We start from the raw sequence: 26,923 nt of genomic DNA, 5'->3' as shown, positions 1-26,923 counted from the left end.
CATCGTCGTCGCGCCCGAAGCTGGGGTTGAGTCTTTTGCTGCTGCTGGTCGGCAGCCTGTTGTTGAGTGCCTGCCGAAAAGAACCGGAAGGCGTGACCGTGCGTTTCTGGGCGATGGGCCGCGAGGCCGAAGTCGTCACCGGCCTGATCCGTGAGTTCGAGGCGGAAAACCCGGGTATCCATGTGGATGTGCAGAACATCCCGTGGACGGCCGCGCATGAAAAGCTGTTGACCGCGTTCGCGGCCGACGGCCTGCCGGATGTGTGCCAGCTGGGCAATACCTGGATTCCCGAATTCGCCGAGCTCAATACCCTGACCCCGCTGCAGCCCTACGTGGCGCAGTCCAAGGTCGTGGACCCGGCCGATTACTTCCAGGGCATCTGGGATACCAACGTCATCCATGACGAGCTGGTCGGCGTGCCGTGGTACGTCGATACCCGCCTGCTGTATTACCGCAAGGACATGCTCGCCAAGGCCGGTTATGACCATCCGCCGCGCACCTGGGACGAGTGGAACGCGATGATGGCGGCGATCAAGAAGATGCAGGGCGCGAACCGCTATGCCGTGTTGATGCCGATCAACGAGTTCGAGCAGCAGCTGTCCTTCGCCCTGCAGCAGTCGGACCCGCTGCTGCGCGATGATGATACCCGCGGCAACTTCAGCAGCCCCGGCTTCCGCAGGACGCTGGGCTTCTACGAGAACATGTTCGCGCAGGGCTGGGCCCCGCGCATGTCCGAGACGCAGATCTCCAACGTCTGGGATGAATTCTTCCGTGGCTTCAACGTGTTCTACGTGTCCGGCCCCTGGAACATCCGCGAGTTCAAGAAGCTGCAGCCCAAGGCGCTGGAAGGGCAGTGGGGCACCGCTGCGCTGCCGGGCCCGGACGGCCCCGGCGCCGGCATCGCCGGTGGAACCAGCCTGGTGATCTTCCGCTCCTCGCAGCAGAAGGAAGCGTCGTGGAAGCTGATCGAGTTCCTGTCGCGCCCGGCGATCCAGGAACGCTTCCATTCGATCATTGGTGACCTCCCGCCCCGGCGCAGCACCTGGGATTACCCCTCGCTGGCCAACGACCCGTTGGCGCAGCCCTTCCGCGACCAGCTCGAGCGGGTCAAGCCCACGCCGAAGGTGCTGGAGTGGGAGCGCATCGTGCAGGAAATGCGGATCATAACCGAACAGGTGGTGCGTGGTGGCATGGATCAGGACGTGGCAGTGAAAGAACTGGACAAACGCGTGGACAAGGTCCTCGCCAAACGCCGTTGGATGCATGAGCAGCACCGGCGCGACGCCTCCGGGGTGAGCGACAAGCAGCACTCCAGCGCGGTCGCCACGGAGGCGGCGCCATGAAGCAGCGTTCGCTTGCCGGCTGGATGTTCGCCGGCCCGGCCATCCTGGTCATCGCGGTGTTCTTCGGCCTGCCGGTGTTCTCGGCACTGGCCCTGAGCATCACCGATTTCGATCTGTACGCACTGGCCGACGGCGAGAACCTGCGCTTCGTCGGGCTGGGCAACTACATCGACCTGCTGCAGACCCCGATGTTCTGGAAGTCGCTGTGGAACACCACCTACTTCGTGATCGTCGGTGTGCCGATGTCGATCGCGGTGTCGCTGGGCGCGGCGATCCTGCTCAACGCCCCGGCTGCGCGCTTCAAGGCGCTGTTCCGCACCGCACTGTTCGCCCCGGTGGTGACCACCCTGGTGGCGGTGGCGGTGATCTGGCGTTACCTGTTCCACACCAGCTACGGCCTGGTGAACTACGGCCTGGGCCACCTGGGCATCAGCCCGATCGACTGGCTGGGCGACCCGAACTGGGCGATGCCGACCATCATGCTGTTCGCGGTGTGGAAGAACTTCGGCTACAACATGGTGATCTTCCTGGCCGGCCTGCAGGCGATCCCGCATGACCTGTACGAGGCGGCCCGGATCGACGGCGCCTCGCGCTGGAAGCAGTTCCTGCACATCACCCTGCCGATGCTCGGCCCGGTGCTGCTGGTGGTCGGCGTGATCACCGTGTCCGGCTATTTCCAGCTGTTCGCCGAGCCCTACGTGATGACCCGTGGCGACCCACTGCAGAGCACCGTCAGCGTGCTGTACTTCATGTTTGAAGAAGGCTTCAAGTGGTGGAACCTGGGCCGCGCCTCCGCGGTGGCGTTCCTGCTGTTCCTGATCATCCTGGGCGTGACCAGCATCATGCTGCGTTTCGGCCGCAAGAGGCAGTTGGTATGAGTCGTGAAATCGGTCAATCGCGCTGGCACGCCTGGTGGGTCAATGGTGGCCTGCTGGTGCTGGCCGCGCTGAGCCTGGCGCCGCTGTTGTGGATGCTGTCGGTGTCGTTCATGCCGACCGGCGAGGCGGCGCATTTCCCGCCGCCGCTGCTGCCCTCGTCGCTGACGACCGCGAACTACCATGAGTTGTTCGCGCGTACCGGCATGGCCAACAACTTCGTCAACAGCCTGATGGTGTCGCTGGCGATCACCTTCGGCTCGCTGCTGCTCAACACCATGGCCGGTTATGCCTTCGCCAAGCTGCGCTTCGCCGGCCGCGAGCGCATCTTCCAGCTGCTGCTGGCCGCGCTGGTGATCCCGGCGCAGGTGGCGATGCTGCCGCTGTTCCTGCTGATGAAGCAGCTGGGCCTGGTCAACAACTTCGGTGGCGTGATCGTGCCGGCGCTGGCGACCGTGTTCGGCATCTTCCTGGTCCGCCAGTACGCCCGTTCGATCCCGGACGAGCTGCTCGAAGCGGCCCGGATCGACGGGGCAGGGGAGCTGCGGATCTTCTTCCAGATCGTGCTGCCGATGCTCAAGCCGGTGCTGGTGACGCTGTCGATCTTCACCTTCATGGCCGCGTGGAACGATTTCATGTGGCCCTTGATCGTGTTGACCGACCAGGAGCACTACACTCTCCCGGTGGCCCTGGCCACGCTCTCGCGCGAGCACATCATGGACGTTGAGATGATGATGGCCGGCGCGGTGGTCACGGTGGTTCCGGTGCTGCTGCTGTTCCTGGCATTGCAGCGTTATTACATCCAAGGTCTGTTGCTGGGGAGTGTCAAAGGGTGAAGCATGCCGTCGTCGCGGTGGGTCTGGGTCTGGTCTGGTCACTGGCGGCCTCGGCCGCACCGTCGGCGACGCCGGTGCTGCCCGCACCCAAGGTGCTGGACAGCTTCGACGACATGACGCCCTGGAAGCTGGTCGTCTCCGACCAGGTCAGCGGCTCGCTGCGCAGCGTCGCCGGCACCGGCGGCGGGCGCGCGCTCTGCCTGGACTACGACTTCCACAACGTGTCCGGCTACGTCGGCATCCGCCGCGAGCTGGGCATCCAGTACCCGGAGAATTACCAGTTCGGCTTCCAGCTGCGCGGTGACTCCCCGGCCAACGACCTGCAGTTCAAGCTGATCGACGCCAGCGGCGACAACGTCTGGTGGGTCAACCGGCCCGGCTATGCCTTCCCCAAGGCCTGGGCACCGGTGCAGTACCGCAAGCGCCAGATCGACAAGGCCTGGGGGCCGGAAACGGACCCGACGCTCAAGCGCAGCGCCGCGATCGAGTTCACCATCTACAGCAAGGTCGGCGGCAAGGGCACGGTCTGTTTCGACCGGCTCACGCTGCAGGGACTGCCGGCGGCCGATACCTCTTCACTGAGCCCGTCGGTGATCGCCGATACCGCCACCGCGCTGCAGAACCGCATCGTCGATGGCAAGCCGGACACGGTCTGGATCAGCGGCGGCGTGGCCGAGCAGACCATCACCCTGGACCTGCACAAGGTGCGTGAGTTCGGCGGGGCGGTGATCGAGTGGCTGCCCGGGCTGGAGGCCACGCGGTATGAAGTGCGCTCCTCGGCCGACGGGCGCAGCTGGGACACGCGCCGCGAGGTGACCGCCGGCGGCGGTGGCCGCGACTGGCTGGCGCTGCCGGATACCGAGGCGCGCTATCTGCGCTTCGACCTCAAGGGCGGCCCGAGCTGGCGCTACGGCATCCGTGACATCACGCTCAAGCCGCTCGAGTTCGCCGATACCCCGAATGATTTCGTCCGCTCGGTGGGCGCCGACCTGCCGCGCGGTTCGGTGCCGCGTGGCTTCATCGGTGAACAGCCGTACTGGACGCTGCTGGGCCTGGATGGCGGTCGCGAACAGGCCCTGATCGGCGAAGACGGTGCGCTGGAAGTGGCCAAGTCCAGCTTCAGCGTGGAGCCGTTCGTGCTGGTGGACAACAAGCTGCTGAGCTGGGCCGACGTCAAGACGAGCCAGTCGCTGCAGGATGATTACCTGCCGATCGCCAATGTCGGCTGGACCCACGACAAGGCCGGCCTGCAGGTCACCGGCTTCGTGCAGGGCACGCCGGACAATGCGCAGCTGGTCGGGCGTTACACCCTGCGCAACCCGGACAAGGTCGCCCACGAGTACACCCTGGCCCTGGCGGTGCGCCCGTGGCAGGTCAATCCGCCGACCCAGTTCCTCAACACCGTTGGCGGTGTGAGCCGGATCGACAACCTGTCGGTCGACCCGACCCATGTGGACGTCAACGGCAAGCCGCGCCTGTATCCGGCGCAGGCGCCGGATGCGGCCTTCGCCACCGCCTTCGACAGCAAGCTGGACGTGGTCCACCTGGCCAGCGGCAAGCTGCCGGGCACCACCGAAGTGAAGGACGGCACCGGCCTGGCCTCCGGCGCGCTGCTGTACCGCTGGAAACTGGAGCCCGGCCAGAGCCGGGAGGTCGCCATCGTGCTGCCGCAGACCGGCAACTGGACGATGCCCAAGGCCTTTGATGCCGCCAAGGCGCAACAGCAGGTCGCCTCGATGTGGCGGACCAAGCTGGACCAGGTGACGCTGCAGGTACCGGCCGCCGGCAAGCCGCTGGCCGATACCCTGCGCACCGCGTTGGCGCACATGCTGATCTCGCGGATCGGGCCGAGCATCCAGCCGGGCACGCGCTCGTACTCGCGCAGCTGGATCCGCGACGGCGCGATGATTTCCGAGGGCCTGCTGCGCATGGGCCGTAGTGATGCGGTGCGCCAGTACGTGAACTGGTACGCGCCGTACCAGTTCGACAACGGCAAGGTGCCGTGCTGCGTGGACGCGCGCGGCAGCGATCCGGTGCCGGAGAACGACAGCCACGGCGAGTTGATCTTCAACATCGCCGAATACTGGCGCTACACCGGCGACACCACCTTCCTGGAAGTGATGTGGCCGCACGTGCAGGGCGCCTACCAGTACATGGAGCAGCTGCGCCTGAGCGAGCGCACCGAGGAAAACCGCGCCCGTAACCCGGCCTTCTACGGAATGATGCCGGTCTCGATCAGCCACGAGGGCTATTCGGCCAAGCCGATGCATTCCTACTGGGACAACTTCTGGGCGCTGCGTGGCTACAAGGATGCCGCGATCATCGCCAGCACCCTGGGCAAGGCCGAGGCAATGCAGATCAGCGAGTCGCGCGATCAGTTCCGTGACGACCTGCAGGCCTCGTTGCTGGCAGCGACCGCGCAGCACAGCATCGACTACCTGCCCGGTTCGGCCGAGCTGGGCGATTTCGACGCGACCTCGACCACCATCGCACTGGCCCCGGCCGGTGAGCAGGGGCGCCTGCCGCAGCCGTACTTGAACAACACCTTCGAGCGCTACTGGAGCGAGTTCGAAGCGCGTCGTGATGGCAAGCGCGAGTGGAAGGACTACACCCCGTACGAGTGGCGCAACGTGGCTGCGTTCGTGCGCCTGGGCTGGCGCGACCGCGCCTGGCAGGCGACCGAGTTCTTCTTCAAGGACCGCGCGCCGCAGCCCTGGAACCAGTGGGCCGAAGTGGTCTCGCGCACGCCGCGCAAGCCGTTCTTCCTGGGCGACCTGCCACACGCCTGGGTGGCCTCGGACTTCGTGCGCTCCGCGCTGGACATGTTCGCCTACAGCCGCGACATCGACGACAGCCTGGTGCTGGCCGCCGGGCTGCCGTCGCGTTGGCTGGAAGGCAAGGGCGTCGGCGTGCAGGGCCTGCGCACGCCGAACGGTCAGCTCAACTACGCACTGGTCCGCAATGACAAGCAGCTCACCCTGACCGTGTCGGCCGGCCTGATTCCGCCCGCCGGTGGGGTGGTGTTGCCATGGCCGTACAGCGGCGAGCCGGGCGCCACCACCATCAACGGTGAGCCAGCGCAATGGGTGGGCGGCGAGCTGCGGGTGATGCAGGTGCCGGCCAAAGTCGAGATCGAAATTCCGGCATCGGTACGCCGGGCGGAACGCAAGGCACCGTAATGCGGCAGATGACGAAGTTGAGGCGCGGCCTGCTGGCCGCCGTGCTGGCGTTCGCGCCGGTGGTCGCGATGGCGCAGGCCAACGGGGCAGGGGCCACGCAGGAGATGACCATGGTCACCTTCAACCTGCACCACGACCGCGAAAACTGGCCGGCCCGCCGCCAGGTGATCCTGCGTGAGCTGCAGACCCTGCAGCCCGATGCGATCGCGTTGCAGGAGGTGATCCAGAAGCCCCATGTGCGCAACCAGGCCGCGTGGCTGGCGCGCAAGCTGGGCTATGAGTACCAGTTCGTTTCCACCGATCCGCCGGGGCGTTTCAAGCGCTATGGCAATGCACTGCTGACCCGGCGCCCGGTGCTGACGCGCAACGACCATCTCTTGGCACCGATCAACGACTACCGCACCGTGGCGCATCTGCGCATCGATGTGGACGGTCGGCCGGTCAATGTCTATGCCACGCACTTGAACGAGCGCTCGGACGAGGTGGGCAGCCGCATCCGCGGCGAGCAGGTGGCCGATCTGCTGACGTTCATCGCGCAGACCGCAGGTGATGCGCCGGTGGTCGTGGCCGGGGACTTCAACGCGCTGGTGGATGCAGGTGACCTGAGCGAGCTGCGCAATCACTACGGCGACAGCTACGGCAGCGTGCACGTCAACAACGAGCTGGCCCAGGTCAGCACGCTCAACCGCCATTACTACGATGCGCCATCGCGCATCGACCATATCTTCTTCCAGCAGGATCGCCTGCTTGCCCGCGAAGCGAAGCTCCTGTTCGATCAGCCGTACGCCGATGGCCGCTGGGCCTCGGATCACTACGGCGTGTGGACCCGGCTGCAGTTCGCGCCGGGTACCGGCAACGCCGGCGCGACGACGCCCTGAGGCGCGCGCCGCGTCGTCGGTGATGGTGTAGCGCGCTACCGGCTGCCTCCACGGATGACGTGGATCTGCCCTTGATGCGACCGATCCGGGATCCACGCATGGCGTGGATCTACCCTTGCTGCATCCCATGGCCTGTGTAGATCCACGCCATGCGTGGGTACGCTCAACGCCGCCATCATGATTGCCTGACCCGCGCCGCTGGCTCCGCCATCCAACCGCCCAAACGCAGACAGCGGCCCGAAGGCCGCTGTCTGCTTGTTGCGTCACTCACCCAGGATCAGAGCGTGTCTTTCTTTTCCTGGTCAGCCTTGTCGCCTTCGTCGGCCTGCGGGGCATCGGTGGGGATGTCCTCGCGGGCCTCGGCCTGGGCGGCCTGTTCGGCGGCATTGGTGGTGGCCGGGGCTTCGCTGGCGGTCGCACCGAACAGCTGGCCGTTATGCACGACCGGGCCGGCCGGGGCCGATTCGGTGCGGGCCTGCGGCGCTGCCGGCTGTGCCGGGGCCTGGGTCGCATCGACGGCATCCAGCATGCTGGTCTGCACCGGCGCGGCGGTCGGCTCCTTCACTTCTTCCGGGGCGGTCTCGACGACCGGGGCCGACGGAGCAGCGACCGGAGCCGGAGCTGCCGGAGCAGCCACCGGAGCCGGAGCCGCCGGAGCCGGAGCCGCCGGAGCAACCACCGGGGCCGGAGCCACCGGAGCAGCGACCGGGGCCGGAGCTGCCGGAGCAGCCACCGGAGCCGGAGCCGCCGGAGCAGCCACCGGTTCAACCACACGCGGTGCTTCCACCGGTGCAGCCGGCTGCGCAGCGGCCGGGGTCGGCTTCGGGCTTTCCACGAACGGCACCGGGTCGTTGTAGGAGGCCGGGGCCTTCTCGGCGACCGGTTCGGCTGCCGGGGCAGCGGCCTTTTCAACGACCGGGGTCGGTGCCTTCTCGGCGACCGGTGCTGCCACCGGCGCCGGAGTCGGCTCGGTGTGGCCCGCCGTCACGACCGGGCTGCTGACCACCGCCACCGGAGCGGCAGCAGCGACAGCGGCAGCCGGCGCCGGGCGCGGGGCCTGGACCGGGGCAGGGGCGGCGGCCGGCGCGTTGCCGGATTCGTCGTCGAACTCGAACTCCGGCTGCGGCTGACCATGGTTGGCGACCTGGCGCTCGGCCGGGGCGGCGGTGTCGCCGTCCTGATCGCCATCCTGATCGTCGCCCTCGTCATCCAGACCGTTCTCGTCACCATTGAGGCCATCGCTGCCGGCAGCCTGCTCACCGTTGCCACGACGACGACGACGGCCACCGCGACGACCACGACGACGACGCGAAGCGCCTTCGCCGGTACCGTCTTCGGCGTTGGCCGGGACGTCACCCTGTTCGGTGGCCTCGCTCACTGCAGCCTGCGCGTCCTCGGCCACAACGGCCTTGGTCGCGTCCTGCGCGTGGGCAGCCGATGCAGCAGCATCGGTGGCGACCACGGCAGCGGCGGCGATCACCGCGGCATCGGCGGCGACCGGGGCAGCGGTGGTCGGCTTGGGTGCATCGGCCTGCGGCTGGCGCGCGGGCTTTTCGCTCACGGCCGGCTTGTCGCCGTCATTCTGCTGGGGCTTGGCCTGGCCGTTCTGGCCCTGCTTCTGCTTCAGCTTCGGCTGCTGCTGGTCATTGCGCGCTTCATTGCGCGGCTTGGCCGGCTGCTGCTCGTTGCGCGGCTTGCCCTGGCTGGGCGCCTGCACCTGTGCTGCGTTGCCATTGGCCGGTGCGGCGGTGTCCTGGCGGCGCTCGTCACGACGCTCGCCCTTCGGGCCGCGCTCGCCACGCTCACCACGGTCCTTGCCACGGCCCTGCGCCTGCGCATTGCCGTTACCGCCACGTTCGCCACGCTCATCGCGGCGGCCGTTGCGGTCCTTGCCGTTGCGGTCCTTGTTGCGACCGTTGCGGCTGCCGTCCTGGCCCGGGCGGCTGCTCGGCTGCGGTGCGGCGGCCGGGGCCGGTTCGCCACCGAAGATGCGCTTGAGCCAACCCACCACACCGGTGGCGGCCGGGGCGGCCACGGGGGCGGCGACCGGGGCCGGTGCGGCCACCGGTTCCGGGGCTTCACGCACCGGGGCCGGCTGGCTGTGCTTGACCTGGGTCACCACCGGGGCGACCGGGATGTTCAGCTGGGCCTTGGTCAGGGCATGCACCGGCAGCTTGCGCGGGGTGCCGCGCTGGTAGCTCGGCTTGCCGCTCTCTTCGCCCAGCTCGTTCTCGCGCAGGCGGGTCACTTCGTAATGCGGGGTATGCAGCTGCTCATCGGCCACGATCACGATCGGCGCGTCATGGCGCTGTTCGATCTCACGCAGCGCGCTGCGCTTTTCGTTGAGCAGGTAGTTGGCGATCTCGACCGGGGCCTGGACCAGCACCTGCCCGGTGTTCTCCTTCATCGCATGCTCTTCAGCCACGCGGATGATGGACAGCGACAGCGACTCGACGCTGCGCATGCGGCCATGGCCATCGCAACGCGGGCAGACGATCTGGCTGGATTCGCCCAGGCTCGGGCGCAGGCGCTGGCGGCTCATTTCCATCAGGCCGAAGCGCGAAATGCGGCCCAGCTGCACGCGCGCACGGTCGTACTTGAGCGCGTTCTGCAGGCGGTTCTCGACTTCGCGCTGGTGCTTGTTGGAGGCCATGTCGATGAAATCGATGACCACCAGGCCGCCGAGGTCGCGCAGGCGCAGCTGGCGGGCCACTTCTTCAGCCGCTTCCAGGTTGGTCTGGAAGGCGGTGTCCTCGATGTCGCTGCCCTTGGTGGCGCGCGAGGAGTTCACGTCGATGGCGGTCAGCGCTTCGGTCTGGTCGACCACGATCGAGCCGCCGGACGGCAGGCGGACGTTGCGTTCATACGCGCCTTCGATCTGCGATTCGATCTGGAAGCGGTTGAACAGCGGGATGTCGTCCTTGTAATGCTTGAGCTTGCGCAGGGTCTGCGGCATCACCTGCTGCATGAACTCCTGGGCGGTCTCGTACAGCTCCTCGGTGTCCACCAGGATCTCGCCGACATCGGCGCGCAGGTAGTCACGCAGGGCGCGCACGATCAGGCGCGATTCCTGGTAGATCAGGAACGAGGCCGGCTTGGTCAGCGCCGCTTCGGCGATCGACTTCCAGACCTGCAGCAGGTAATCCAGATCCCACTGCAGCTCTTCGGCATCGCGGCCGACGCCGGCGGTGCGGATGATCACGCCCATGTCGTCGGGGATGTTCAGCTTGTCCAGCGCGTCTTTCAGCGCGGCACGGTCTTCGCCCTCGATGCGACGCGAGACGCCACCGGCGCTCGGCGAGTTCGGCATCAGGACCATGTAGCGGCCAGCCAGCGAGATGAACGTGGTCAGGGCAGCGCCCTTGTTGCCGCGCTCTTCCTTGTCCACCTGGACCACGACTTCCTGGCCTTCACGCAGCAGCTCGCGGATGCCGGCCTTGTTGTGGTCGACGCCAGCCTGGAAGTAATCGCGGGAGATTTCCTTCAGCGGCAGGAAGCCATGGCGCTCACCGCCGTACTCGACGAAGGCCGCTTCCAGTGAAGGCTCAAGGCGCGTGATGCGGCCTTTGTAGATGTTCGACTTCTTCTGTTCCTTGGACGGCTGTTCGATGTCGATGTCGTACAGCGTCTGGCCATCCACGATGGCTACCCGCAGCTCTTCAGCCTGCGTGGCATTGATCAGCATTCGCTTCATTCTTGCGTTCCTCGCGCGCTGCTACCGCGCGGAACGCCATGGGGTTTCGCTTCTGGTCACGCTTCACCGCCCATCGCGCATGCGCGGGGAGGGCGGTTTGGGTTTCCAGCGCTACGACACCACGGCAGGCCGCGGGAGCGCTTCATTTGTTTTGGTTTGGGTGTAACTGGGCCGGAGGCAGCTTTCAGCCAGGCTGGAGCGCCACAGGGACATGTTCAGCGCGAATGTGTGTCAGACATCCGGCGATGGCCGGGACCGCCGGTGAGCCGCTAACATGGCCGCCCCGGGGGCGGTGGCTGCGCACTGTGCCGGAATCGCGGGAAGTCGGGCTTCTGGCCCAGAGCAACTTCCAACGAAATCAATCCCTTATCTCGCCCGCCGAGTGTAACAGAATAAAAGGCCAATGACCGTTACCGAGCCCACCCCCAAAGCCGCTGAAGCCATGACCAGCGTACGTATCATCACTGTTCCGGCCGACCGTGCCGGGCAACGCCTGGACAACTTCCTGCTCGGCCAGCTCAAGGGTGCACCGCGCAGCCTGATCTACAAGCTCGTGCGAAGTGGCCAGGTCCGCGTCAATGGCGGCCGCGCCAAGGCCGAGCGCAAGCTGGAGGGCGGTGACGAAGTCCGGGTGCCGCCCGTCCGTCTCAACGAAGAGGGCGACAAGGCGGGGCCGCCGGCCGCGTTCATGAAGCGGCTGGAAGATGCCATCGTGTTCGAAGACGATCGGCTGCTGGCGCTGAACAAGCCGTCGGGCGTGGCCAGTCACGGCGGCAGCGGCATCAGTTTCGGCGCCATCGAAACCCTGCGCGCACTGCGGCCGGGCAAGACCCTGGAGCTGGTCCATCGCCTGGACCGGGATACCTCCGGCCTGCTGATCGTGGCCAAGAAGCGCTCGGCCCTGAGCGAGCTGCAGGCGCTGCTGCGTGAAGACCACGGCGCCGGCATCCGCAAGCGCTACCTGACGCTGCTGGCCGGCCGCATGCCTGATGGCACCATGACCGTGGACGCCCCGCTGCACGTGGGCCTGCGCCAGGGTGGCGAGCGCCACGTGCAGGTCAATCCGATCGGCAAGGAGTCGATCAGCCACTTCAAGGTGCTGGAGCGCAAGGGCGGCCATTCGTACTGCGAAGTGCGGATCGAAACCGGCCGGACCCACCAGATCCGCGTGCATGCCCAGCATCTGGGTCATCCGGTGGCCGGTGACGACAAATACGGCGATCCGGACGTCAACAAGCGGCTTCGTGAGCAGATCGGTCTGAAACGCCTGTTCCTGCACGCGGCCTCGCTGGAGTTCGCGCTGGATGCGGGCAAGACCCCTTATCTGATCAATGCGCCGCTGGCCGAGGAGCTGGTCGAGGTGTTGAACCGGCTCAAATAAGGCCGACCGACAAGGGTAGTGCCGGCCGCTACGGTGTCGATCGACATCCGACGTCGGGAAACGCCGGCCAGCGGCCGGCACTACCGGGCGGCGGGACCCTGCGCCGACGTTACCCGGTTGAAAGGGCCCGGAGTTGCCGGGATAGAGCCCCCGGCATCACCACTTGAACAGCACCAGGCTGATCGCCAGGCTGCCCATGCCGGCCACCAGGCCGTACACGGTCTCGTGGCCCTTGGCGTAGCGCTTGGCCGCCGGCAGCAGTTCGTCCAGGGCCAGGAACACCATCACGCCCGAGATGATCCCGAACACCCAGCCGAAGGTGGCATGGTTGAGCACCCCGGACAGGGCGACATAGCCGATCGCCGCACCGATCGGCTCGGCGAGCCCGGAGAGCAGGCTGGCGCCGAACGCATAGAACTTGTTCTGGGTGGCGAAATACACCGGCACCGCGATCGCGATGCCCTCGGGGATGTTGTGGATGGCGATGGCGAAGGCCAGCGGCATGCCGACCGAGGGGCTCTCCAGGGTGGCGAAGAACGTCGCCAGCCCCTCGGGGAAGTTGTGCGCGGTGATCGCCACGGCGGTCAACAGGCCGACCCGCTTGATGTAGGCCTTGTTGTTGTCGCGGAACAGCGGGTCCTGCTTGTCCAGGCTCTCGTGCGGGTTCGGGATCAGGTGGTCGATCACCACGATCAGCAGCACGCCGACCAGGAAGGCCGCAGTACCGTAGGCGAAGCCCAGTCGGGCGTCATAGGCCTGGGTGAACGAATCGATGGCCTTGTTGAGGATCTCCGTCAGCGAGACGAAGACCATCGCGCCACCGGCAAACGCCAGCCCGAACGCCAGCAGGCGCGGGTTGGGGCGGCGCGAGAACAGCACCATCAGGCTGCCCAGCGCGGTGGCCAGGCCGGCGGCCAGGGTGACCGCCAGGGCGATCCATACGTTTTCAGTGGAAATATCAGGCATCCGCCAACGCGTCCTTGTACGAGAAAAGGGCGCCGTGCGGTCCCCGCCTCCCCACCGAGCCGCTGAAATGCGGGGCTCCGTGGGGGCAGTGTTCACCGGGCGCGTGGCGACGCGTCGATCCGACGGGCGCCTTGACGATCCATGATGCGCGGCTTGCGGCGGCTGACCTCAACACCCTGCGGCGATCAGCCGCCGCGACGCAGCCGTTCTTCGATCGCGAAGCACTCGTCCGGCTTGGGCTGCGGCGGATTGAAGCTGACCGGTACCTGGATCGTGGTCGAGACCGTCTGCCCGGCACGGGTGCCGGCCTTGAACTGCCAGGCCTGGACCGCCTTCTGCGCCTGCTCGTCGAGCTGGGCGTTGCCGCTGCCACTGGCGAGCTGGACCTGGCTGGGCTGGCCGTCGGCGGCGATGGTGACCTTGAACGTACTGGTGCCGCCGATCCCCTGGCAGGCCAGTTCGATGGGGTACTCCGGCGGTGGCGTCTTGACCGCGGCGACCTCGGTGGGCGCAGCGACCGGGGCGGCCGGTTGTTCGGGCGTCTTGTTGCAGCCGGCCAGGGCCGCCACGGCAAGGCTGGACAGCACGATGTACTGCAGTTTCATGGGCTCACTCCGTCAGGGCCGAGGCTTTCGCCGCGCAGATGAAGTCGTTTTCGCTCAGGCCACCCACATCATGGGTGGAGAATCGCACCACGGCGCGGTCGTAATGCACGCCCAGGTCCGGGTGGTGGTCTTCGCGATGGGCAACCCAGGCCAGGGCGTTCACGAAGGCCATGGTGCCGTGGTAGTTGTCGAAGCGGAAGGTGCGGGTCAGCGCCTGGCCGGCCTCGGCCAGCTCCCATCCGGGAATCTGTGCCAGCAGCTCGGTGACCCGGGCGGTGCCGAGCTTGTGGTCGCTGCCTTTGCGCGGCACGCAATGGGCCTGCGCCAGCGGAATCAGGTCGGCCATGGGTTCCTCCACATCTGGATGACTGAACAATGCGCGGTCGGGTGTATAAACCGAATGAGCGCATAACAAGGGATTGGCTAGAATAGCCCGATGATCCAGATATCCGACACTGCCCAATCCTATTTCCGCAAGCTGATCGAGCGTGAGGCCGTGCCCGGCATGGGTGTGCGCCTTACCGCCGTCGATGCGGGTACCCCGCGCGCCGATGCCCGCCTGGAGTTCGCCGATCCCGGCGAGCTGCTCGGTGATGAGTGGGCGGTGGACTGCGATGGCTTCACCCTCTACGTGGCCGCTACCAGCGTGGCCTGGCTTGATGGCGCCGAGATCGATTTCGTCACCAACGCCACCGGCAGCCAGCAGCTGACCATCAAGGCGCCGAAGATCAAGGGCGAGGCGCCGACGGAAGGTTCTTCCCTGGTCGAGCGGGTGCGCTGGGTGGTGGAGAACGAAGTCAATCCGCAGCTGGCCTCGCATGGCGGCAAGGTCGCAGTGCAGGAAGTCTCGGCCGAGGGCGTGGTGCTGCTGCGCTTCGGCGGCGGCTGCCAGGGCTGCGGCATGGCCGACGTCACGCTCAAGCAGGGCATCGAAAAGACCTTGATGGGACGTGTGCCCGGCATCACCGCGGTGCGCGACGCGACCGACCACGAGAGTGGCGACGCGCCGTACATTCCCCGCGGCACGGCTGCCTGATCGCGCTGCGTGCCACTGCGCCGGGCTGACGACATCCTCGATTGGCTGCTGGCTCGCCAGCCGGACAAGCGCATTCTCGAAAAAACCACGGGCCTCCCCTATGGGTGGGGCCTGTGGCTGCGCGCGTTGTCGCCATTGCCGCGGCCGTTCCGGGCCAGCGAAGTACTTGCCGAACTGGCCCAGCGTGAGCCGATGCCCACTGGTGGGCGCCTGCCCGAACTGAGTTTCGTCCAGGCGATGCGCCGGCTGCTCTGGCAGGGCTGGGACCCGGCCCCGCGCGATCAGCGCTGGATGCGCTGGACCTCGGCGCTGATCAGCGCGCTGCTGCATCTGATGTTCGCGCTGTTGTTGCTGTGGGTGGCCTTGATCCGCCCGCCAAGCGAGCCCGAACAGGGCGGCGAGAGCGGGCGCGTGCAGGTGGAGTTCGTCGGCCGCGGCACCCCGCAGCAGGAGCAAGGGGCGTCACCGGCCGCTGCCGAGCCGGCCACGGCGGACGCGGCGATCGCTGCGGCAATGGCCAATGCGCAGGCGATGGCGCAGGCCGAGGCGGATGCGCGCACAGCATCGGCCCCGCAGCCGACCGCGGCGCCGGCGCCGCCAAGCGAGCCACAACCGGCGCCACCGGCGCCCGCGACGCCGGCGGTGGAGCAGCCCGTCCAGGCGACCGAGGTGGCCCAGGCCACGACCGATTTCGTGGTGCCGCCGACCAGCGTGCCGCGCACCGAAGTGCGGGTGATGACGCGCGAGCCGCAGGACATCGCGGTGCGTGAGCGCACCGTGGTCACGGTGGAAGCGCCGACGCCGCGTACCACCGTGCCGGCCCCGCGCACGGCCGAACCGCAATTGCGCACGCCCGAGCTGACCGTGCAGGAGCGGCAGGTCACGGTGGTCGAAGCCCCGACTCCCACCGTGGCCATTGCCGGGCCCCGGGTGGAGGCCACCGTGCCGCAACGTGAGGTGCAGGTGCGCGAACGCGAGATCCGGCCGGTGACCGCGCCGTCGGTCAACGTGGCCACGCTGCCCACGCGCGAGGTGGCCGTACCGGGCCGATCGCCTGAGGTCGCCGTGCGCGAACGCGCGGTGCCCAACGCCGCACCGCGTCCGGCACCGCCATCACCGGCCGCGGCGAGCAGTACGGCGACGGCGCCGGCGGCCGCCAATGCCAGCACGGCGGCCAGCACGTCCACGGCGCCGGCCGCGACCCGCGCCCCGGCGAGCCCATCCAAGGCACCGCCCGGCAGCTGGACCACGCCCAACCGGTCCGATGACTGGGGCGCGGCCAATCATCCGCAGGACGCCGATCTCAACGGCCGTGCCGTCAGTGCGACCCAGGGCAATGGCAGCAGTCTGTTCAAGGCCGATGGCAGTGTGCGCGTGCCCGGCCAGGAGGGTCACGGCAACAGCGAGCGGGGCGCACCGGGCGGCGAGAAAGATGGCTGGAGCAAAGAGCGCATCGCGCAGTCCGGCACCTGGCTCAAGCGCCCGCCGTACGACTACACCCCGACCTCGTTCGACAAATACTGGGCGCCCAACGAATCGTTGCTGGCCGAATGGGTCCGCAAGGGCATCAAGGCGGTGGAGATTCCGATCCCTGGCACGAGCTCGTCGATTTCCTGCGTGATCTCCGTGCTGCAGTTCGGCGGCGGCTGTGGCTTGAGCGATCCGAACATGCAGGACCAGCCAGCCATCGCGCGTCCGCCGCCGGACATCCCGTTCAAGAAGGAACTGCAGGAAGACAACGGCAGCCGATGAGGCGCGGCCTCGGCGGCGGGTAGAGTCACGCCATGCGTGGCTGGGTTTCGGCCGGGTGTCACGGCGCCTCGCAGCCACGCATGGCGTGGCTCTAGCGGATGCTGGGCGTTACGGTGCGGGGTCCGCGTCCGGTTCCACGTCCGCGTCCTGCAGCGCGACGAACGCCCAGAACGGCACGTTGCTCTCGCCCCAGTAGCGGCTGGCTTCGTCCAGCACATCCAGCAGCGTGTCGAACTCCGCGCCCGCCTCGCTGCGCAGCGCATCGGCGTCGTTGAAGAACAGCGCATAGCCGTTGGCCGGCAGCCACGCCAGGTCACGCAGGTTGTCGGTCAGTGCATCCCAGTTGCCGCCGAAGCCGGTCGGGAAGTCCAGGCGGGCGGCCAGCCGCATCAGCAAGGTGCGCTTGTCCTGGCAGCCGGCCAGGTCGATCTGGATCACACGCAGGCCGGCATCGCGCATCGCCGCCGACAACGGGGCGACATCATCGTTGCCGATCGCATAGATACCGGCGTTGTTGATGTCGTGCAGGCCCAACTCGAATCCGTCATGCGTCATTGCCAGCTCCCGGCAGGTGGAACGTCGAAACTGCGGAACGTTTCATAGTGATCATCGGTATAGAACCAGCCAGTAGGGGGGGTGCCGCCGGTGACAATGCGCCGTGCGCCGCGATTGCCTGCGCCGGGCGTGTCTACCGTGTATTCGTGGTAATAGCCGCGCGGCCGCTGCGGCAGCCGCTGTTCGCGGTTGCTGAAGATGCTGCCGTCCTGGCGGTGCGGGAACGGGCCGCCACGCTGGATCAGCGCGATGGTGTCGCGCGCTTCGGCCGGCAGGAACGGGGGCAGGGGATCGCGCGTCGTCCGGCTCGATGCCGTCGGTGCAGGGGCGGCCGGCGCGCTGTCGGGCTGGGTCAGCGATGGCGCAAACTGCGGCGCGGGCGGGCGCTGGGCCAGCTTGATGGCGGCCAGGCCTCCCACCAGTAGCACGATGGCGATCAACAACAACAGCGGCTTGCGCATGAGGGGCCAGCGAAAAGGGGCGAGGCCACTACTCTACTGCGATCACCGCCCGGCACGGTGAGGCCCAGCCGAACAGGCATGCTGCACCGCGGGGCCTGCGCCACTGCGGTGTACACCGTCACTGTCGCGTAACGCGCCCGACACGCCATCGACCACGCAGGACGAAGTTTCCTTTACATCGCCCTTGGTAAGCTTGTCGGCCATCCCCATCATCGACTCCGCAACGCCCGGTCTTTGCCGGGTGAGTGAGCTACCAGGAGAACCACATGGCCTATACCCTCCCCAAGCTGTCCTACGCCTACGACGCGCTCGAGCCGCATATCGACGCAGCGACGATGGAAATCCACCACACCAAGCATCACCAGACGTACATCAACAACGTCAACGCTGCGTTGGAAGGCACCGAATACGCCGACCTGCCGGTGGAAGAGCTGGTCAAGAAGACCAAGTCGCTGCCGGAAAACCTGCAGGGCGTCGTGCGCAACAACGGCGGCGGCCATGCCAACCACACCCTGTTCTGGACCGTGATGTCGCCCAACGGCGGCGGCGCTCCGGTCGGTGACGTCGCCAAGGCGATCGATTCGCAGCTGGGCGGTGTCGAGAAGTTCAAAGAGGCCTTCACCAAGGCCGCGCTGACCCGCTTCGGCAGCGGCTGGGCCTGGCTGAGCGTCACCCCGGACAAGAAGGTCGTGGTGGAAAGCAGCGCCAACCAGGACAGCCCGCTGATGGACGGCAACACGCCGATCCTGGCGCTGGACGTGTGGGAACACGCGTACTACCTGAAGTACCAGAACCGTCGCCCGGAATACATCGGCGCGTTCTTCAACGTCGTCGACTGGAACGAAGTCGAGCGTCGTTACCAGGAAGCCATCGCCTGATCGGCACGGTTGCCTGAAACACCAACGGCCAGGCAGTAATGCCTGGCCGTTTTTCGTTGGGCCTCCGCAAACGGTGCCGGTCAGGGCGCGCTGGTGCTTTCCGGCGTCTGCAGGCGCAGGGTGGCCATGGTGCCCAGCCGCATCGCCGCAGCGTCGCCCTCGCTGGCCGGCAGCTTGATGCTGTCTTGGCGGATGCCGCCGAAGTGCTTCACCTGGAACAGCACGTCCAGGCCGTGCCCCCGTGCCGCGCCGGCCAGCGACGGCGGATCCACGCGTTCGCCGGGGTTCTTGCGGGCCGGCTGGAAGCCCGGGGTACTTCCCACCAGCTCGGTGATCTCGGCCGAGAAGTCGCCGGCGATCAGCGAAGGCAGGCCGTCGGCGGTCGCGCCGATCCAGGTCATCAGATCGGTGGTCTGGTGCCGGCGGATCTGCGCGTCGTCCGGTTCCGGGCGCAGCCGGGCCACGTAGATGTTGATCAGTTCCTCGCGCAGCTTGACCCGCAGCATCCCGGCCGCGCTGAACTGCCCCGGCGGGTGCAGCAGGGTGACGGCGTCATCCGTCACCGGCAGCCGGGTCAGCATGGCGCTGCCGTGGCGCAGCGGCTGGCTGGGCGGATCGGCAGTGACGAAATCGCAGCTGTAGCGCAGCCGGCTGGCCAGCCAGCAGGCGGGGTTGCGGCCCTGGGTCTGCAGCACCCGCTGCACCGCGATCACGTCCGGCTGCATCGACTCCAGCAGCTGCAGCACCTGGTCACGCCGCTGTTGCCATTGGGCATCGTCCTGGGTCGGCAGTTCCAGCGTGGCGATCTTCAGCGAGGGCAGGGCGTCCTCGGCCTGGCGCGCGTGCGCGCCGGCGGCGGGCGCGGCCAGCAACAGCAGCAGGATCCAGCCTGTCCAACCTCGGGTCCCGCCGGTGATGTGCGTGCGCATAACGATAAGTTTACGCTTTCGCCGTCGACGATCCGTGACACGGGTGCCATCGCGCAGATGGGATTCCGGCCCGCCTGCCATGTCCGGTGGCCCCTGTCATGCAGCTGTGCAGCGTGCGCTGGGGTAGGGGCTTCCGGTAATCTTGGTCCTTTCGTGTTCGCAGGACAGCCCCACAGGATGAGCAATATCGCAGCCGCCAGCGCCGGCAAAGGAAAGATGCCGCGCCAGATTCCCTACATCATCGGCAATGAGGCCTGCGAACGCTTCAGCTTCTATGGGATGCGCAACATCCTGGTGCAGTTCCTGATCACCTCGCTGCTGTTGCAGGAGATCACCGCCGATGGCCGGGCCGGCGAGGCCAAGGACATCATGCACAGCTTCATGATCGGCGTGTATTTCTTCCCGCTGCTCGGTGGCTGGCTGGCCGACAAATTCTTCGGCAAGTACCACACCATCCTGTGGTTCAGCCTGATCTACTGCGCCGGCCACGCCTGCCTGGCCATCTTCGAGGACAGCCGCCAGGGCTTCTTCGTCGGCCTGGGCCTGATCGCGCTGGGTGCCGGCGGCATCAAGCCGCTGGTGGCCTCGTTCATGGGCGACCAGTTCGACCAGAGCAACAAACATCTGGCCAAGGTCGTGTTCGACGCCTTCTACTGGATCATCAACTTCGGCTCGCTGTTCGCCTCGCTGCTGATTCCGCTGGCGCTGAAGAACCTGGGTCCGTCGTGGGCCTTCGGCATCCCGGGCATCCTGATGTTCGTGGCCACCTTCGTGTTCTGGATGGGCCGCAAGCGCTACGTGCTGGTCCCGCTGCCGCCCAAGGACCCGCATTCGTTCGGCAACGTGGTGCGTACCGCGCTGTCGGCGCAGGTGCCGGGCAAGGGCCGTCCGGGTCGTACCCTGGCCATCCTCGGTGCGGTGCTGGCGGTGGCCTCGATGGGGCTGGTCGGCAGCCTGGGCATCGTGATCTGCCTGTGCATCGCGCTGGTCCTGCTGTTGGCCGGCATCGGTGGCGGCACCTGGATCCAGCTGGACCGCGCCCGCGCCGTGCACCCGGCCGAGGCGGTGGAGGGCGTGCGCTCGGTGCTGCGCGTGCTGGTGATCTTCGCCCTGACCACGCCGTTCTTCTCGCTGTTCGACCAGAAGGCCTCGACCTGGGTCCTGCAGGGCCAGCAGATGGCAATGCCAAGCTGGTTCACCGCCTCGCAGATGCAGGCGCTGAACCCGCTGCTGGTGATGATCCTGATCCCGTTCAACAACCTGGTGCTGTACCCGATGCTGCGCCGCTTCGGCTTCGAGCCGACCGCGCTGCGCCGGATGACCGCCGGCATCGCCTTCAGCGGCCTGGCTTGGATCGTGGTCGGCGGTATCCAGGTGATGATGGACGGCGGCAACGTCATGTCCATCTTCTGGCAGATGCTGCCCTACGCGCTGCTGACCTTCGGTGAAGTGCTGGTCTCGGCCACCGGCCTGGAGTTCGCCTACAGCCAGGCGCCGCAGGCCATGAAGGGCGTGGTGATGAGCTTCTGGAACCTGACCACCACCATCGGCAACCTGTGGGTGCTGCTGTCCAACGCGGCGGTGCGCAACGACACGGTGACCCACCAGATCGCCAGTACCGGCTTGAGCGAGGCGGCGTTCCTGATGTTCTTCTTCGCCGGCTTTGCGTTCCTGGCGGCGTTGGCCTTCGGTTGGTATGCCAAGCGCTATCGTATGGTCGACAACTACCGCACCGCCTGAGCCTGACATGACCCCAGTCAACCTGCTGCTGATCGCCATCACCGTTATCGTGTCGTGGATGGCGTTCAAGAACCGTGCGCTCGCCGACCGCCTGATCCTGTGGCCGCCGGCAGTGGACCGCAACCGTCAGTACGATCGCCTGATCACCTACGGGTTCATCCACGCCGATCTGTCGCACCTGGCGTTCAACATGATCACGCTGTTCTTCTTCGGCGGCTTCATCGAACAGGTGATGCTGCAGTTGAGCGGCAGCTACCTGACCTATCCGGCGTTCTACCTGGGTGCGTTGCTGGTCTCGATCCTGCCCAGCTACCTGAAGAACCAGAAGAATCCGAACTACCTCAGCCTGGGGGCATCGGGCGCGGTCTCGGCAGTGCTGTTCGCCTTCATCCTGATCAAGCCGTGGTCGATCATCCTGGTGCTGTTCATTCCGGCCCCGGCGATCATCTATGCGGTGTTCTACGTGGGCTACAGCATCTGGATGGACCGCCGTGGCGGCGACCGGATCAACCACAGCGCGCACCTGGCCGGTGCGGCCTTCGGCGTGCTGTTCATGCTGGCCATGCAGCCGAGCATCTTCAGCCACTTCCTGCGTGAGCTGAGCAACCCGACCTTCCGCCTCGGCGGTTGATTCGGCGCGTACCGACCAACGGTCTCGGTACCTGGCGACGGTGGGTCGATGCATCGTCGCGCCGGGGGGGCTCACGACCGTTGGTCGTGAGCCCGGCACCCGTCAGGCGGCCTTCTTGCCGTCCACGCCATAGGTGCTGAGCAGCCGGGCGTAGACCTCATGGTTGATCTGGTCGAATTCCCAGCCCTGGGTCTGGCCGTTCACGGCCAGCTGGAACAGGCCCTCGAGCAGGGAGCTGTCGGCATCGCCGTGGGCGGCGGGGGCAGGTGCGGTGTTGTCCATGCGGACCTCCGGAAGAGCGGGTGCGTGCAGGCAGGTCTTCGCAAAAGCCATGCCAGCTCTTACGCCCTGTCCGGATCCGATATCGGCGTGGCGGCTCCAGCCTTTAGGGCCGGATGTGACGCGCCACGTCGCTGCTTGCCCCTGTTCAGGCTTCACGCGATCATGGCGGCCGGCTGCGCACTATCGCTGCAGTCGCCGCAGGAGACACCGCTCATGGCTTCGGTCACGCCGCCCGGACTGGCTTACGAGGTGGAGCACGATCTGGCCCATCACCGGTTCCAGGCCCGGGTCAAAGGGCATCTGGCGCTGCTGGATTACCAGATCAAGCGCAAGCGGATGATCATCACCCACACCGAGGTGCCCGAGCCGATCGCCGGACGCGGCGTGGCCGGTGAGTTGACCAAGGTGGCGCTGCGCTACGCGCGCGAACACAGATTCAAGGTAGTGCCTGCCTGCGCGTACGCCGAAGCGTTCCTGCAGCGGCACGAGGAGTACGACGACCTGCTGGTCCGATGAGGGCAGCGGGTCATGCTTCAGGGATGGCCGATCATGATGGTAGGTTACAACAAGGGGATTTCAGGATGAACATCGCAGGAAACCGTTGCGCGCTGCGCACCAGCGCGTTGGCCTTGGCTATGGGCTTGGTGGTGGTGGCAGGCTGCAAGCGCGACGGTGACGCACAGGCGCCGGTGGCAGCGGCCGATACCGCCGTCGAACCGGCTGCACCGGCGGCGACGCCGGATGCGCCGGTCGAGCTGCGCGACGTGATCGAGACCTCGCCGCAGGCGGTGGTCGGGATTACCTATCCGCCGGACATCGCGCGGTATCCGGGCCTGGCCAAGACGCTGGGCAGCTATGCCGACAGCGCCCGGGCCGAGCTGCAGCAGGCGCTGGACGGGCTGGGCAACGACAAGCCGACCATGCCCTACGAGCTCTCGCTGACCTTCGAGAAGGTGCTGGAGACGCCGCAGCTGGTGGTGGTGACCGCCGATGGCAGCCGTTACACCGGTGGCGCCCACGGTGAGCCGCTGGTGGCGCGCTTCGTATGGCTGCCGGAGCAGCAGCAGATGCTGACCGCCGACAAGCTGGTGGCCGATGCCAAGGGCTGGAAGGCGATCAGCGACTACGTGGCCGACCAGCTGCGCGAACGCGTGGCCACGCGCCTGAGCGGCGATGAGATGGAGCCGGCGCAGATGCAGGAGTCCCTGCGCAACGCCAGCCGGATGATCGCCGATGGCACCGGGCCCAGCGCGGACAACTTCAGCCAGTTCCAGCCGCTGACCGGTTCCGACGGACGCATCTCTGCGATACGCTTCGTGTTCCCGCCCTACCAGGTAGGGCCGTACTCGGACGGCACGCAGACCGTGGACGTCCCGGCCGCCGTGCTGGTGCCGCACGTGGGTCAGGATGTCGCGGGGTTGTTCGCCCGGGGCTGATCGACGGAGGCGATGTGGACGCTGGGCTGCAACGACGGGTCACGGGGTTGCTGCACGAAGCGGGGGTCACCGTTGACGGTGACCAGCCGCAGGACATCACGGTGCACGACCCGCGCTTCTATGCACGGGTCATGGCCCAGGGCTCGCTGGGCCTGGGCGAGAGTTACATGGACGGGCAGTGGGATGCCCGCGCGCTGGACGACTTCCTCTTTCATCTGATGCAGGCGCATCTGGACGAACGCGTGCACGGCTGGCGCGATCTGGCCGATGCGATCAAGGCGCGGGTGTTCAATCTGCAGGCCGGCGCCGGCAGTTTCGAGGTCGGCCGTCGCCATTACGACCTGGGCAATGATCTGTACGAGGCGATGCTCGGCCAGCGGCTGGTCTACAGCTGCGGTTACTGGCGCGAAGCTGCGGACCTGGACACGGCGCAGGAGGCCAAGCTCGATCTGATCTGCCGCAAGCTGGGCCTGCGCCCCGGCCAGCGCATTCTGGATATCGGCTGCGGGTGGGGCGAGGCGCTGAAGTTCGCGGCCGAGCGCTATGGCGTGTCCGGCGTCGGCGTGACGATCTCGCAGGAGCAGGCGGACTATGCGCGGCAGTTGTGCGCGGGGTTGCCGGTCGAGATACGGTTGCAGGACTACCACGACGTGGAGGAGTCCTTCGACGCGATCCTGTCGGTGGGGATGTTCGAGCACGTGGGCGACAAGAACTATCGCGGGTACTTCGAGATGGCGCGGCGCTGCCTGCGGCCGGAAGGATTGTTCCTGCTGCATTCGATCGGCAGCAATCTGTCGCGGCATCGCACCGATCCGTGGATCGCAAAGTACATCTTCCCGAACTCGATGCTGCCCTCGGCGGCGCAGGTGACCGACGCGTTCGAAGGGGTGTTCGTGCTGGAGGACTGGCACAACTTCGGCACCGATTACGACCGGACCCTGCAGGCGTGGCGGGCCAACATCGAGGCGGCGTGGCCGCGCCTGGATGCGCAGCGGTATGACGAACGGTTCCGCCGGATGTGGCGGTTCTATCTGGCCGGTTCGATGGCGAGTTTCCGCTGCCGGCATGCACAGTTGTGGCAGCTGGTGTTGTCGCCCAATGGCGTGCCTGGAGGCTACGTAGCGCCACGGTGAGATGAGCTGGCGGCACGAAAAAAACGCCCGGCGGTGCCGGGCGTTTTTCGTTGCGCACGTCGTTGAGGCGGACGCTTACTTCTTGCCGTCACCCGAGGTCAGGCCGCGCTTTTCGAGCAGCGGCTCGATCTGCGGGGCATGGCCGGCGAAGTTCTGGAACAGTTCCATTGCATCCACGCTGCCGCCCTTGGAAAGCAGGGTCTGGCGGAAGTGATCGCCGTTCTTGCGGCTCAGGCCGCCGTTTTCGCGGAACCACTTCTGGGTGTTGGCGTCGAGCACTTCAGACCAGATGTAGGCGTAGTAGCCGGCCGAATAGCCGCCCATGATGTGGCTGAAGTACGGGGTCTTGTAGCGCGGCGGGACCGGCGCGTAGAAGATGCCGTCCTTGGCCAAGGCCTCGGCTTCGAACTTCATCACGTCCTTGGCGGCCGGGACCTGGTCCGGACCGATCTGGTGCCAGCGCTGGTCGAGCATGGCCGCACCGAGGTATTCGGTGGTGGCAAAGCCCTGGTTGAACTTGGCGGCGGCGACGACCTTGTCGAGCAGGGCCTGCGGCATGGCCGTACCGTTCTGGTAGTGCTTGGCGTAGTTCTTCAGGATGACCGGGTCATCGGCCCACATCTCGTTGACCTGCGAGGGGAACTCGACGAAGTCGCGCGGCACCGAGGTGCCCGAGAAGTAGGGGTACTTCACGTTCGAGAACATGCCGTGCAGGGCGTGGCCGAATTCGTGGAAGGTGGTGGTCACTTCATCCCAGGTCAGCAGGGTCGGCTTGCCGGCCGGCGGCTTGGGGATGTTGAGGTGGTTGGCGACCACCGGCTTGAAGCCGGTCAGCTCGGACTGCGAGACGTACGAGTTCATCCACGCACCGCCGCGCTTGGAGGCGCGTGCGTACGGGTCGAAGATGAAGATCGCCAGCTGGCTGCCGTCGGCATCGAACACGTCATAGACGGTGACGTCGTCGTGGTAGACCGGCAGGTCGGTACGCTGCTTGAAGGTCAGGCCGAACTCCAGCTGGGCGGCGTGGAAGACGCCGTTTTCGAGCACGTTCTTCATTTCGAAGTACGGCTTGAGCTGGGATTCGTCGAAGTTGTACTTGGCCTGGCGGACCTTCTCGCTGTAGAACGCCCAGTCCCATGCTTCCAGCTTGAAGGTGGGCTTGCCGGCGGCCTTCTGTTCCTTGTCGATCATCGCCTGCAGGTCGGCGGCTTCACGCTTGGCGTTGGCGACGGCGGCCGGGGCGAGCTGGCCGAGCATGGCGTTGACCGCTTCGGGGGTCTTGGCGGTCTGGTTGGTCAGGTTGTAGGCGGCGAAGTTCGCAAAGCCCATCAGCTTGGCCTTGTCGGCACGCAGCTGCATGATGCGCGAGACCAGGGCGGTGTTGTCGTACTCACCGCCGCGGCTGCCGCGGGTGATGGAGGCTTCGTAGATCTTCTGGCGCAGGGCGCGGTTGGCCAGGTTGGTCAGCGGCGGCTGGCCGGTGGTGTTGAGCAGGGTGATGACGTACTTGCCGTCCTGGCCACGGGCCTTGGCGGCTTCGGCAGCGGCGGAGATCTGCTCCTGCGAGAGCCCGTCCAGGTCCTTGGCGTCATCGACGGTGATCGCCGAGGCATTCACTTCGGCCAGCACGTTCTGGCTGAACTTGGTGCCCAGGTTGGCCAGCTCGGCGTTCATCTCCTTGAGCTTGGTCTTGTCCGCTTCGGACAGCTTGGCGCCGGCGCGGACGTAGCTCTCGTAGTACTTCTCGACCAGGCGCACGCCCTCGGCGTCGAGGCCGAGCTGGGCGCGGGTGTCGTACAGGGTCTGGATGCGGGCGAACAGCTTGCCGTTCAGCGCGATCGCGTCGCTGTGCGCGGCGAAGCGGGCGGAGTAATCGGCCTGCAGCTTCTTGCGTGCGTCGTTGGTGTCGGCACCGACCAGGCTGAAGAAGACGGTGGTGGCGCGGTCCAGGGTCTCACCGCTCTTCTCCAGGGCGATGAGGGTGTTGTCGAAGGTCGGCTTGGCCTTGTTGTTGGCGATCGCCTCGACTTCCTTCAGCTGCTGGGCCATGCCGGCGTCGAAGGCGGGCGCGAAGTCGCTGTCCTTGATCTTGTCGAACTGCGGGAAGTGCAGCGGCAGCGGGCTGTCGGCGAAGAACGGGTTGGCCTGCTGGGCGGTGGTCGCGGCCGGGGTGGCGGCGGTGGCGGAATAGGCGGGCAGGGCCAGGCCGAGGGTCACGGCGACGGCGAGGGCAAGACGGGTGGTCAAGGGGAATTCTCCGGTCAGACAAGTCTTTGAGGGTAACCCGGGCCGTTGGGGAGCGGCTTGTGTCGAAAGGCATGTTTTGGCCAGGC

At 66.8% G+C, this 26,923-nt stretch carries 23 protein-coding genes; 14 read left to right on the top strand and 9 right to left on the bottom strand.

Annotated elements, in window-relative coordinates; translation table 11 throughout:
* Positions 1-26 precede the first annotated feature (26 nt).
* The 5 genes from HMPREF3113_RS01400 to HMPREF3113_RS01380 all read left to right on the top strand — a co-directional run bounded on the left by HMPREF3113_RS01400 (position 27) and on the right by HMPREF3113_RS01380 (position 7,111).
* Positions 27-1,343 carry a sugar ABC transporter substrate-binding protein gene (locus tag HMPREF3113_RS01400; RefSeq protein WP_070470359.1) on the top strand — a complete coding sequence of 439 codons (1,317 nt, stop codon included), beginning with the start codon at positions 27-29 and terminating at the stop codon, positions 1,341-1,343.
* On the top strand, positions 1,340-2,221 hold the full coding sequence (locus tag HMPREF3113_RS01395; RefSeq protein WP_019182881.1) for a carbohydrate ABC transporter permease: 882 nt from the start codon (positions 1,340-1,342) through the stop codon (positions 2,219-2,221). The genes HMPREF3113_RS01400 and HMPREF3113_RS01395 overlap by 4 nt, the downstream gene beginning before the upstream one ends.
* Positions 2,218-3,054: a carbohydrate ABC transporter permease gene (locus HMPREF3113_RS01390; RefSeq protein WP_019182882.1), complete on the top strand. Its 837-nt coding sequence runs from the start codon at positions 2,218-2,220 to the stop codon at positions 3,052-3,054. Before HMPREF3113_RS01395 ends, HMPREF3113_RS01390 begins: the two co-directional genes overlap by 4 nt.
* Positions 3,051-6,233: a discoidin domain-containing protein gene (locus HMPREF3113_RS01385; RefSeq protein ID WP_070470357.1), complete on the top strand. Its 3,183-nt coding sequence runs from the start codon at positions 3,051-3,053 to the stop codon at positions 6,231-6,233. Before HMPREF3113_RS01390 ends, HMPREF3113_RS01385 begins: the two co-directional genes overlap by 4 nt.
* Positions 6,234-6,301: 68 nt before the next feature.
* The gene (locus HMPREF3113_RS01380) at positions 6,302-7,111 is read left to right on the top strand and encodes an endonuclease/exonuclease/phosphatase family protein (RefSeq protein ID WP_254427773.1); all 810 of its coding nucleotides are present in this window, start codon (positions 6,302-6,304) and stop codon (positions 7,109-7,111) included.
* 277 nt (positions 7,112-7,388) lie between these two features.
* Here HMPREF3113_RS01380 and HMPREF3113_RS01375 read toward each other — a convergent pair whose 3' ends face one another.
* Entirely contained in the window at positions 7,389-10,805 is a 3,417-nt protein-coding gene (locus HMPREF3113_RS01375) for an Rne/Rng family ribonuclease (protein ID WP_070470354.1), read from the bottom strand.
* Positions 10,806-11,247: 442 nt separating this feature from the next.
* Between HMPREF3113_RS01375 and HMPREF3113_RS01370 the strand changes: the two genes are divergently transcribed.
* Positions 11,248-12,186 carry an RluA family pseudouridine synthase gene (locus tag HMPREF3113_RS01370; protein WP_019182886.1) on the top strand — a complete coding sequence of 313 codons (939 nt, stop codon included), beginning with the start codon at positions 11,248-11,250 and terminating at the stop codon, positions 12,184-12,186.
* Positions 12,187-12,342: 156 nt separating this feature from the next.
* Here the strand turns inward: HMPREF3113_RS01370 and zupT are convergent, their stop codons facing one another.
* The 3 genes from zupT to HMPREF3113_RS01355 form a co-directional block, all read right to left on the bottom strand.
* A complete protein-coding gene (zupT, locus tag HMPREF3113_RS01365; protein WP_070425510.1) occupies positions 12,343-13,152 on the bottom strand; it encodes a zinc transporter ZupT in 810 nt (269 codons plus the stop codon).
* 185 nt (positions 13,153-13,337) lie between these two features.
* Complete coding sequence (locus tag HMPREF3113_RS01360; protein ID WP_019182888.1) at positions 13,338-13,757, bottom strand: energy transducer TonB; 420 nt, start codon at positions 13,755-13,757, stop codon at positions 13,338-13,340.
* A 4-nt stretch (positions 13,758-13,761) separates the two neighbouring features.
* Positions 13,762-14,103, bottom strand: coding sequence for a 4a-hydroxytetrahydrobiopterin dehydratase (locus HMPREF3113_RS01355; protein ID WP_019182889.1), 342 nt, complete (start codon positions 14,101-14,103; stop codon positions 13,762-13,764).
* Between the two features lie 90 nt (positions 14,104-14,193).
* Here HMPREF3113_RS01355 and HMPREF3113_RS01350 point away from each other — a divergent pair, with 90 nt between their 5' ends.
* Together HMPREF3113_RS01350 and HMPREF3113_RS01345 are read left to right on the top strand one after the other, a co-directional pair.
* Positions 14,194-14,793 (top strand): NfuA family Fe-S biogenesis protein, encoded by a 600-nt coding sequence (locus HMPREF3113_RS01350; RefSeq protein ID WP_019182890.1) that lies wholly within the window; start codon positions 14,194-14,196, stop codon positions 14,791-14,793.
* 9 nt (positions 14,794-14,802) lie between these two features.
* Entirely contained in the window at positions 14,803-16,545 is a 1,743-nt protein-coding gene (locus tag HMPREF3113_RS01345; protein ID WP_070470352.1) for a hypothetical protein, read from the top strand.
* Between the two features lie 108 nt (positions 16,546-16,653).
* Here HMPREF3113_RS01345 and HMPREF3113_RS01340 read toward each other — a convergent pair whose 3' ends face one another.
* Positions 16,654-17,100 (bottom strand): barstar family protein, encoded by a 447-nt coding sequence (locus tag HMPREF3113_RS01340; RefSeq protein WP_019182893.1) that lies wholly within the window; start codon positions 17,098-17,100, stop codon positions 16,654-16,656.
* Positions 17,097-17,561: a guanyl-specific ribonuclease gene (locus HMPREF3113_RS01335; RefSeq protein WP_070470349.1), complete on the bottom strand. Its 465-nt coding sequence runs from the start codon at positions 17,559-17,561 to the stop codon at positions 17,097-17,099. The genes HMPREF3113_RS01340 and HMPREF3113_RS01335 overlap by 4 nt, the downstream gene beginning before the upstream one ends.
* A gap of 266 nt (positions 17,562-17,827) precedes the next feature.
* Between HMPREF3113_RS01335 and HMPREF3113_RS01330 the strand changes: the two genes are divergently transcribed.
* Positions 17,828-18,439 carry a superoxide dismutase gene (locus HMPREF3113_RS01330; protein ID WP_019182895.1) on the top strand — a complete coding sequence of 204 codons (612 nt, stop codon included), beginning with the start codon at positions 17,828-17,830 and terminating at the stop codon, positions 18,437-18,439.
* A gap of 80 nt (positions 18,440-18,519) precedes the next feature.
* Here HMPREF3113_RS01330 and HMPREF3113_RS01325 read toward each other — a convergent pair whose 3' ends face one another.
* On the bottom strand, positions 18,520-19,368 hold the full coding sequence (locus HMPREF3113_RS01325; protein ID WP_019182896.1) for an endonuclease/exonuclease/phosphatase family protein: 849 nt from the start codon (positions 19,366-19,368) through the stop codon (positions 18,520-18,522).
* Positions 19,369-19,545: 177 nt separating this feature from the next.
* Between HMPREF3113_RS01325 and HMPREF3113_RS01320 the strand changes: the two genes are divergently transcribed.
* Both HMPREF3113_RS01320 and HMPREF3113_RS01315 read left to right on the top strand, forming a co-directional pair.
* Positions 19,546-21,108, top strand: a complete 1,563-nt coding sequence (locus tag HMPREF3113_RS01320; protein ID WP_070470348.1) for a POT-type proton-dependent oligopeptide transporter — start codon at positions 19,546-19,548, stop codon at positions 21,106-21,108.
* Between the two features lie 7 nt (positions 21,109-21,115).
* Positions 21,116-21,739: a rhomboid family intramembrane serine protease gene (locus tag HMPREF3113_RS01315; protein WP_019182898.1), complete on the top strand. Its 624-nt coding sequence runs from the start codon at positions 21,116-21,118 to the stop codon at positions 21,737-21,739.
* Positions 21,740-21,841: 102 nt separating this feature from the next.
* Here HMPREF3113_RS01315 and HMPREF3113_RS01310 read toward each other — a convergent pair whose 3' ends face one another.
* Positions 21,842-22,021, bottom strand: coding sequence for a hypothetical protein (locus HMPREF3113_RS01310; protein ID WP_019182899.1), 180 nt, complete (start codon positions 22,019-22,021; stop codon positions 21,842-21,844).
* 213 nt (positions 22,022-22,234) lie between these two features.
* On the opposite strand from HMPREF3113_RS01310, the gene HMPREF3113_RS01305 reads away from it, so the two are divergent.
* The 3 genes from HMPREF3113_RS01305 (at position 22,235) to cfa (ending at position 24,590) form a co-directional block, all read left to right on the top strand.
* On the top strand, positions 22,235-22,537 hold the full coding sequence (locus HMPREF3113_RS01305; protein ID WP_019182900.1) for a GNAT family N-acetyltransferase: 303 nt from the start codon (positions 22,235-22,237) through the stop codon (positions 22,535-22,537).
* 65 nt (positions 22,538-22,602) lie between these two features.
* Entirely contained in the window at positions 22,603-23,457 is an 855-nt protein-coding gene (locus HMPREF3113_RS01300; protein ID WP_070470346.1) for a DUF3298 and DUF4163 domain-containing protein, read from the top strand.
* Between the two features lie 14 nt (positions 23,458-23,471).
* A complete protein-coding gene (gene cfa, locus HMPREF3113_RS01295; RefSeq protein ID WP_070470344.1) occupies positions 23,472-24,590 on the top strand; it encodes a cyclopropane fatty acyl phospholipid synthase in 1,119 nt (372 codons plus the stop codon).
* Between the two features lie 75 nt (positions 24,591-24,665).
* Here cfa and HMPREF3113_RS01290 read toward each other — a convergent pair whose 3' ends face one another.
* The gene (locus HMPREF3113_RS01290) at positions 24,666-26,837 is read right to left on the bottom strand and encodes a M3 family metallopeptidase (protein ID WP_070470342.1); all 2,172 of its coding nucleotides are present in this window, start codon (positions 26,835-26,837) and stop codon (positions 24,666-24,668) included.
* Between the last annotated feature and the right edge of the window lie 86 nt (positions 26,838-26,923).

Origin of the sequence: Stenotrophomonas sp. HMSC10F06, assembly GCF_001807865.1 — a bacterium.
GTDB lineage: Bacteria > Pseudomonadota > Gammaproteobacteria > Xanthomonadales > Xanthomonadaceae > Stenotrophomonas > Stenotrophomonas bentonitica_A.
This window is presented reverse-complemented; position numbering and strand designations above follow the sequence as displayed.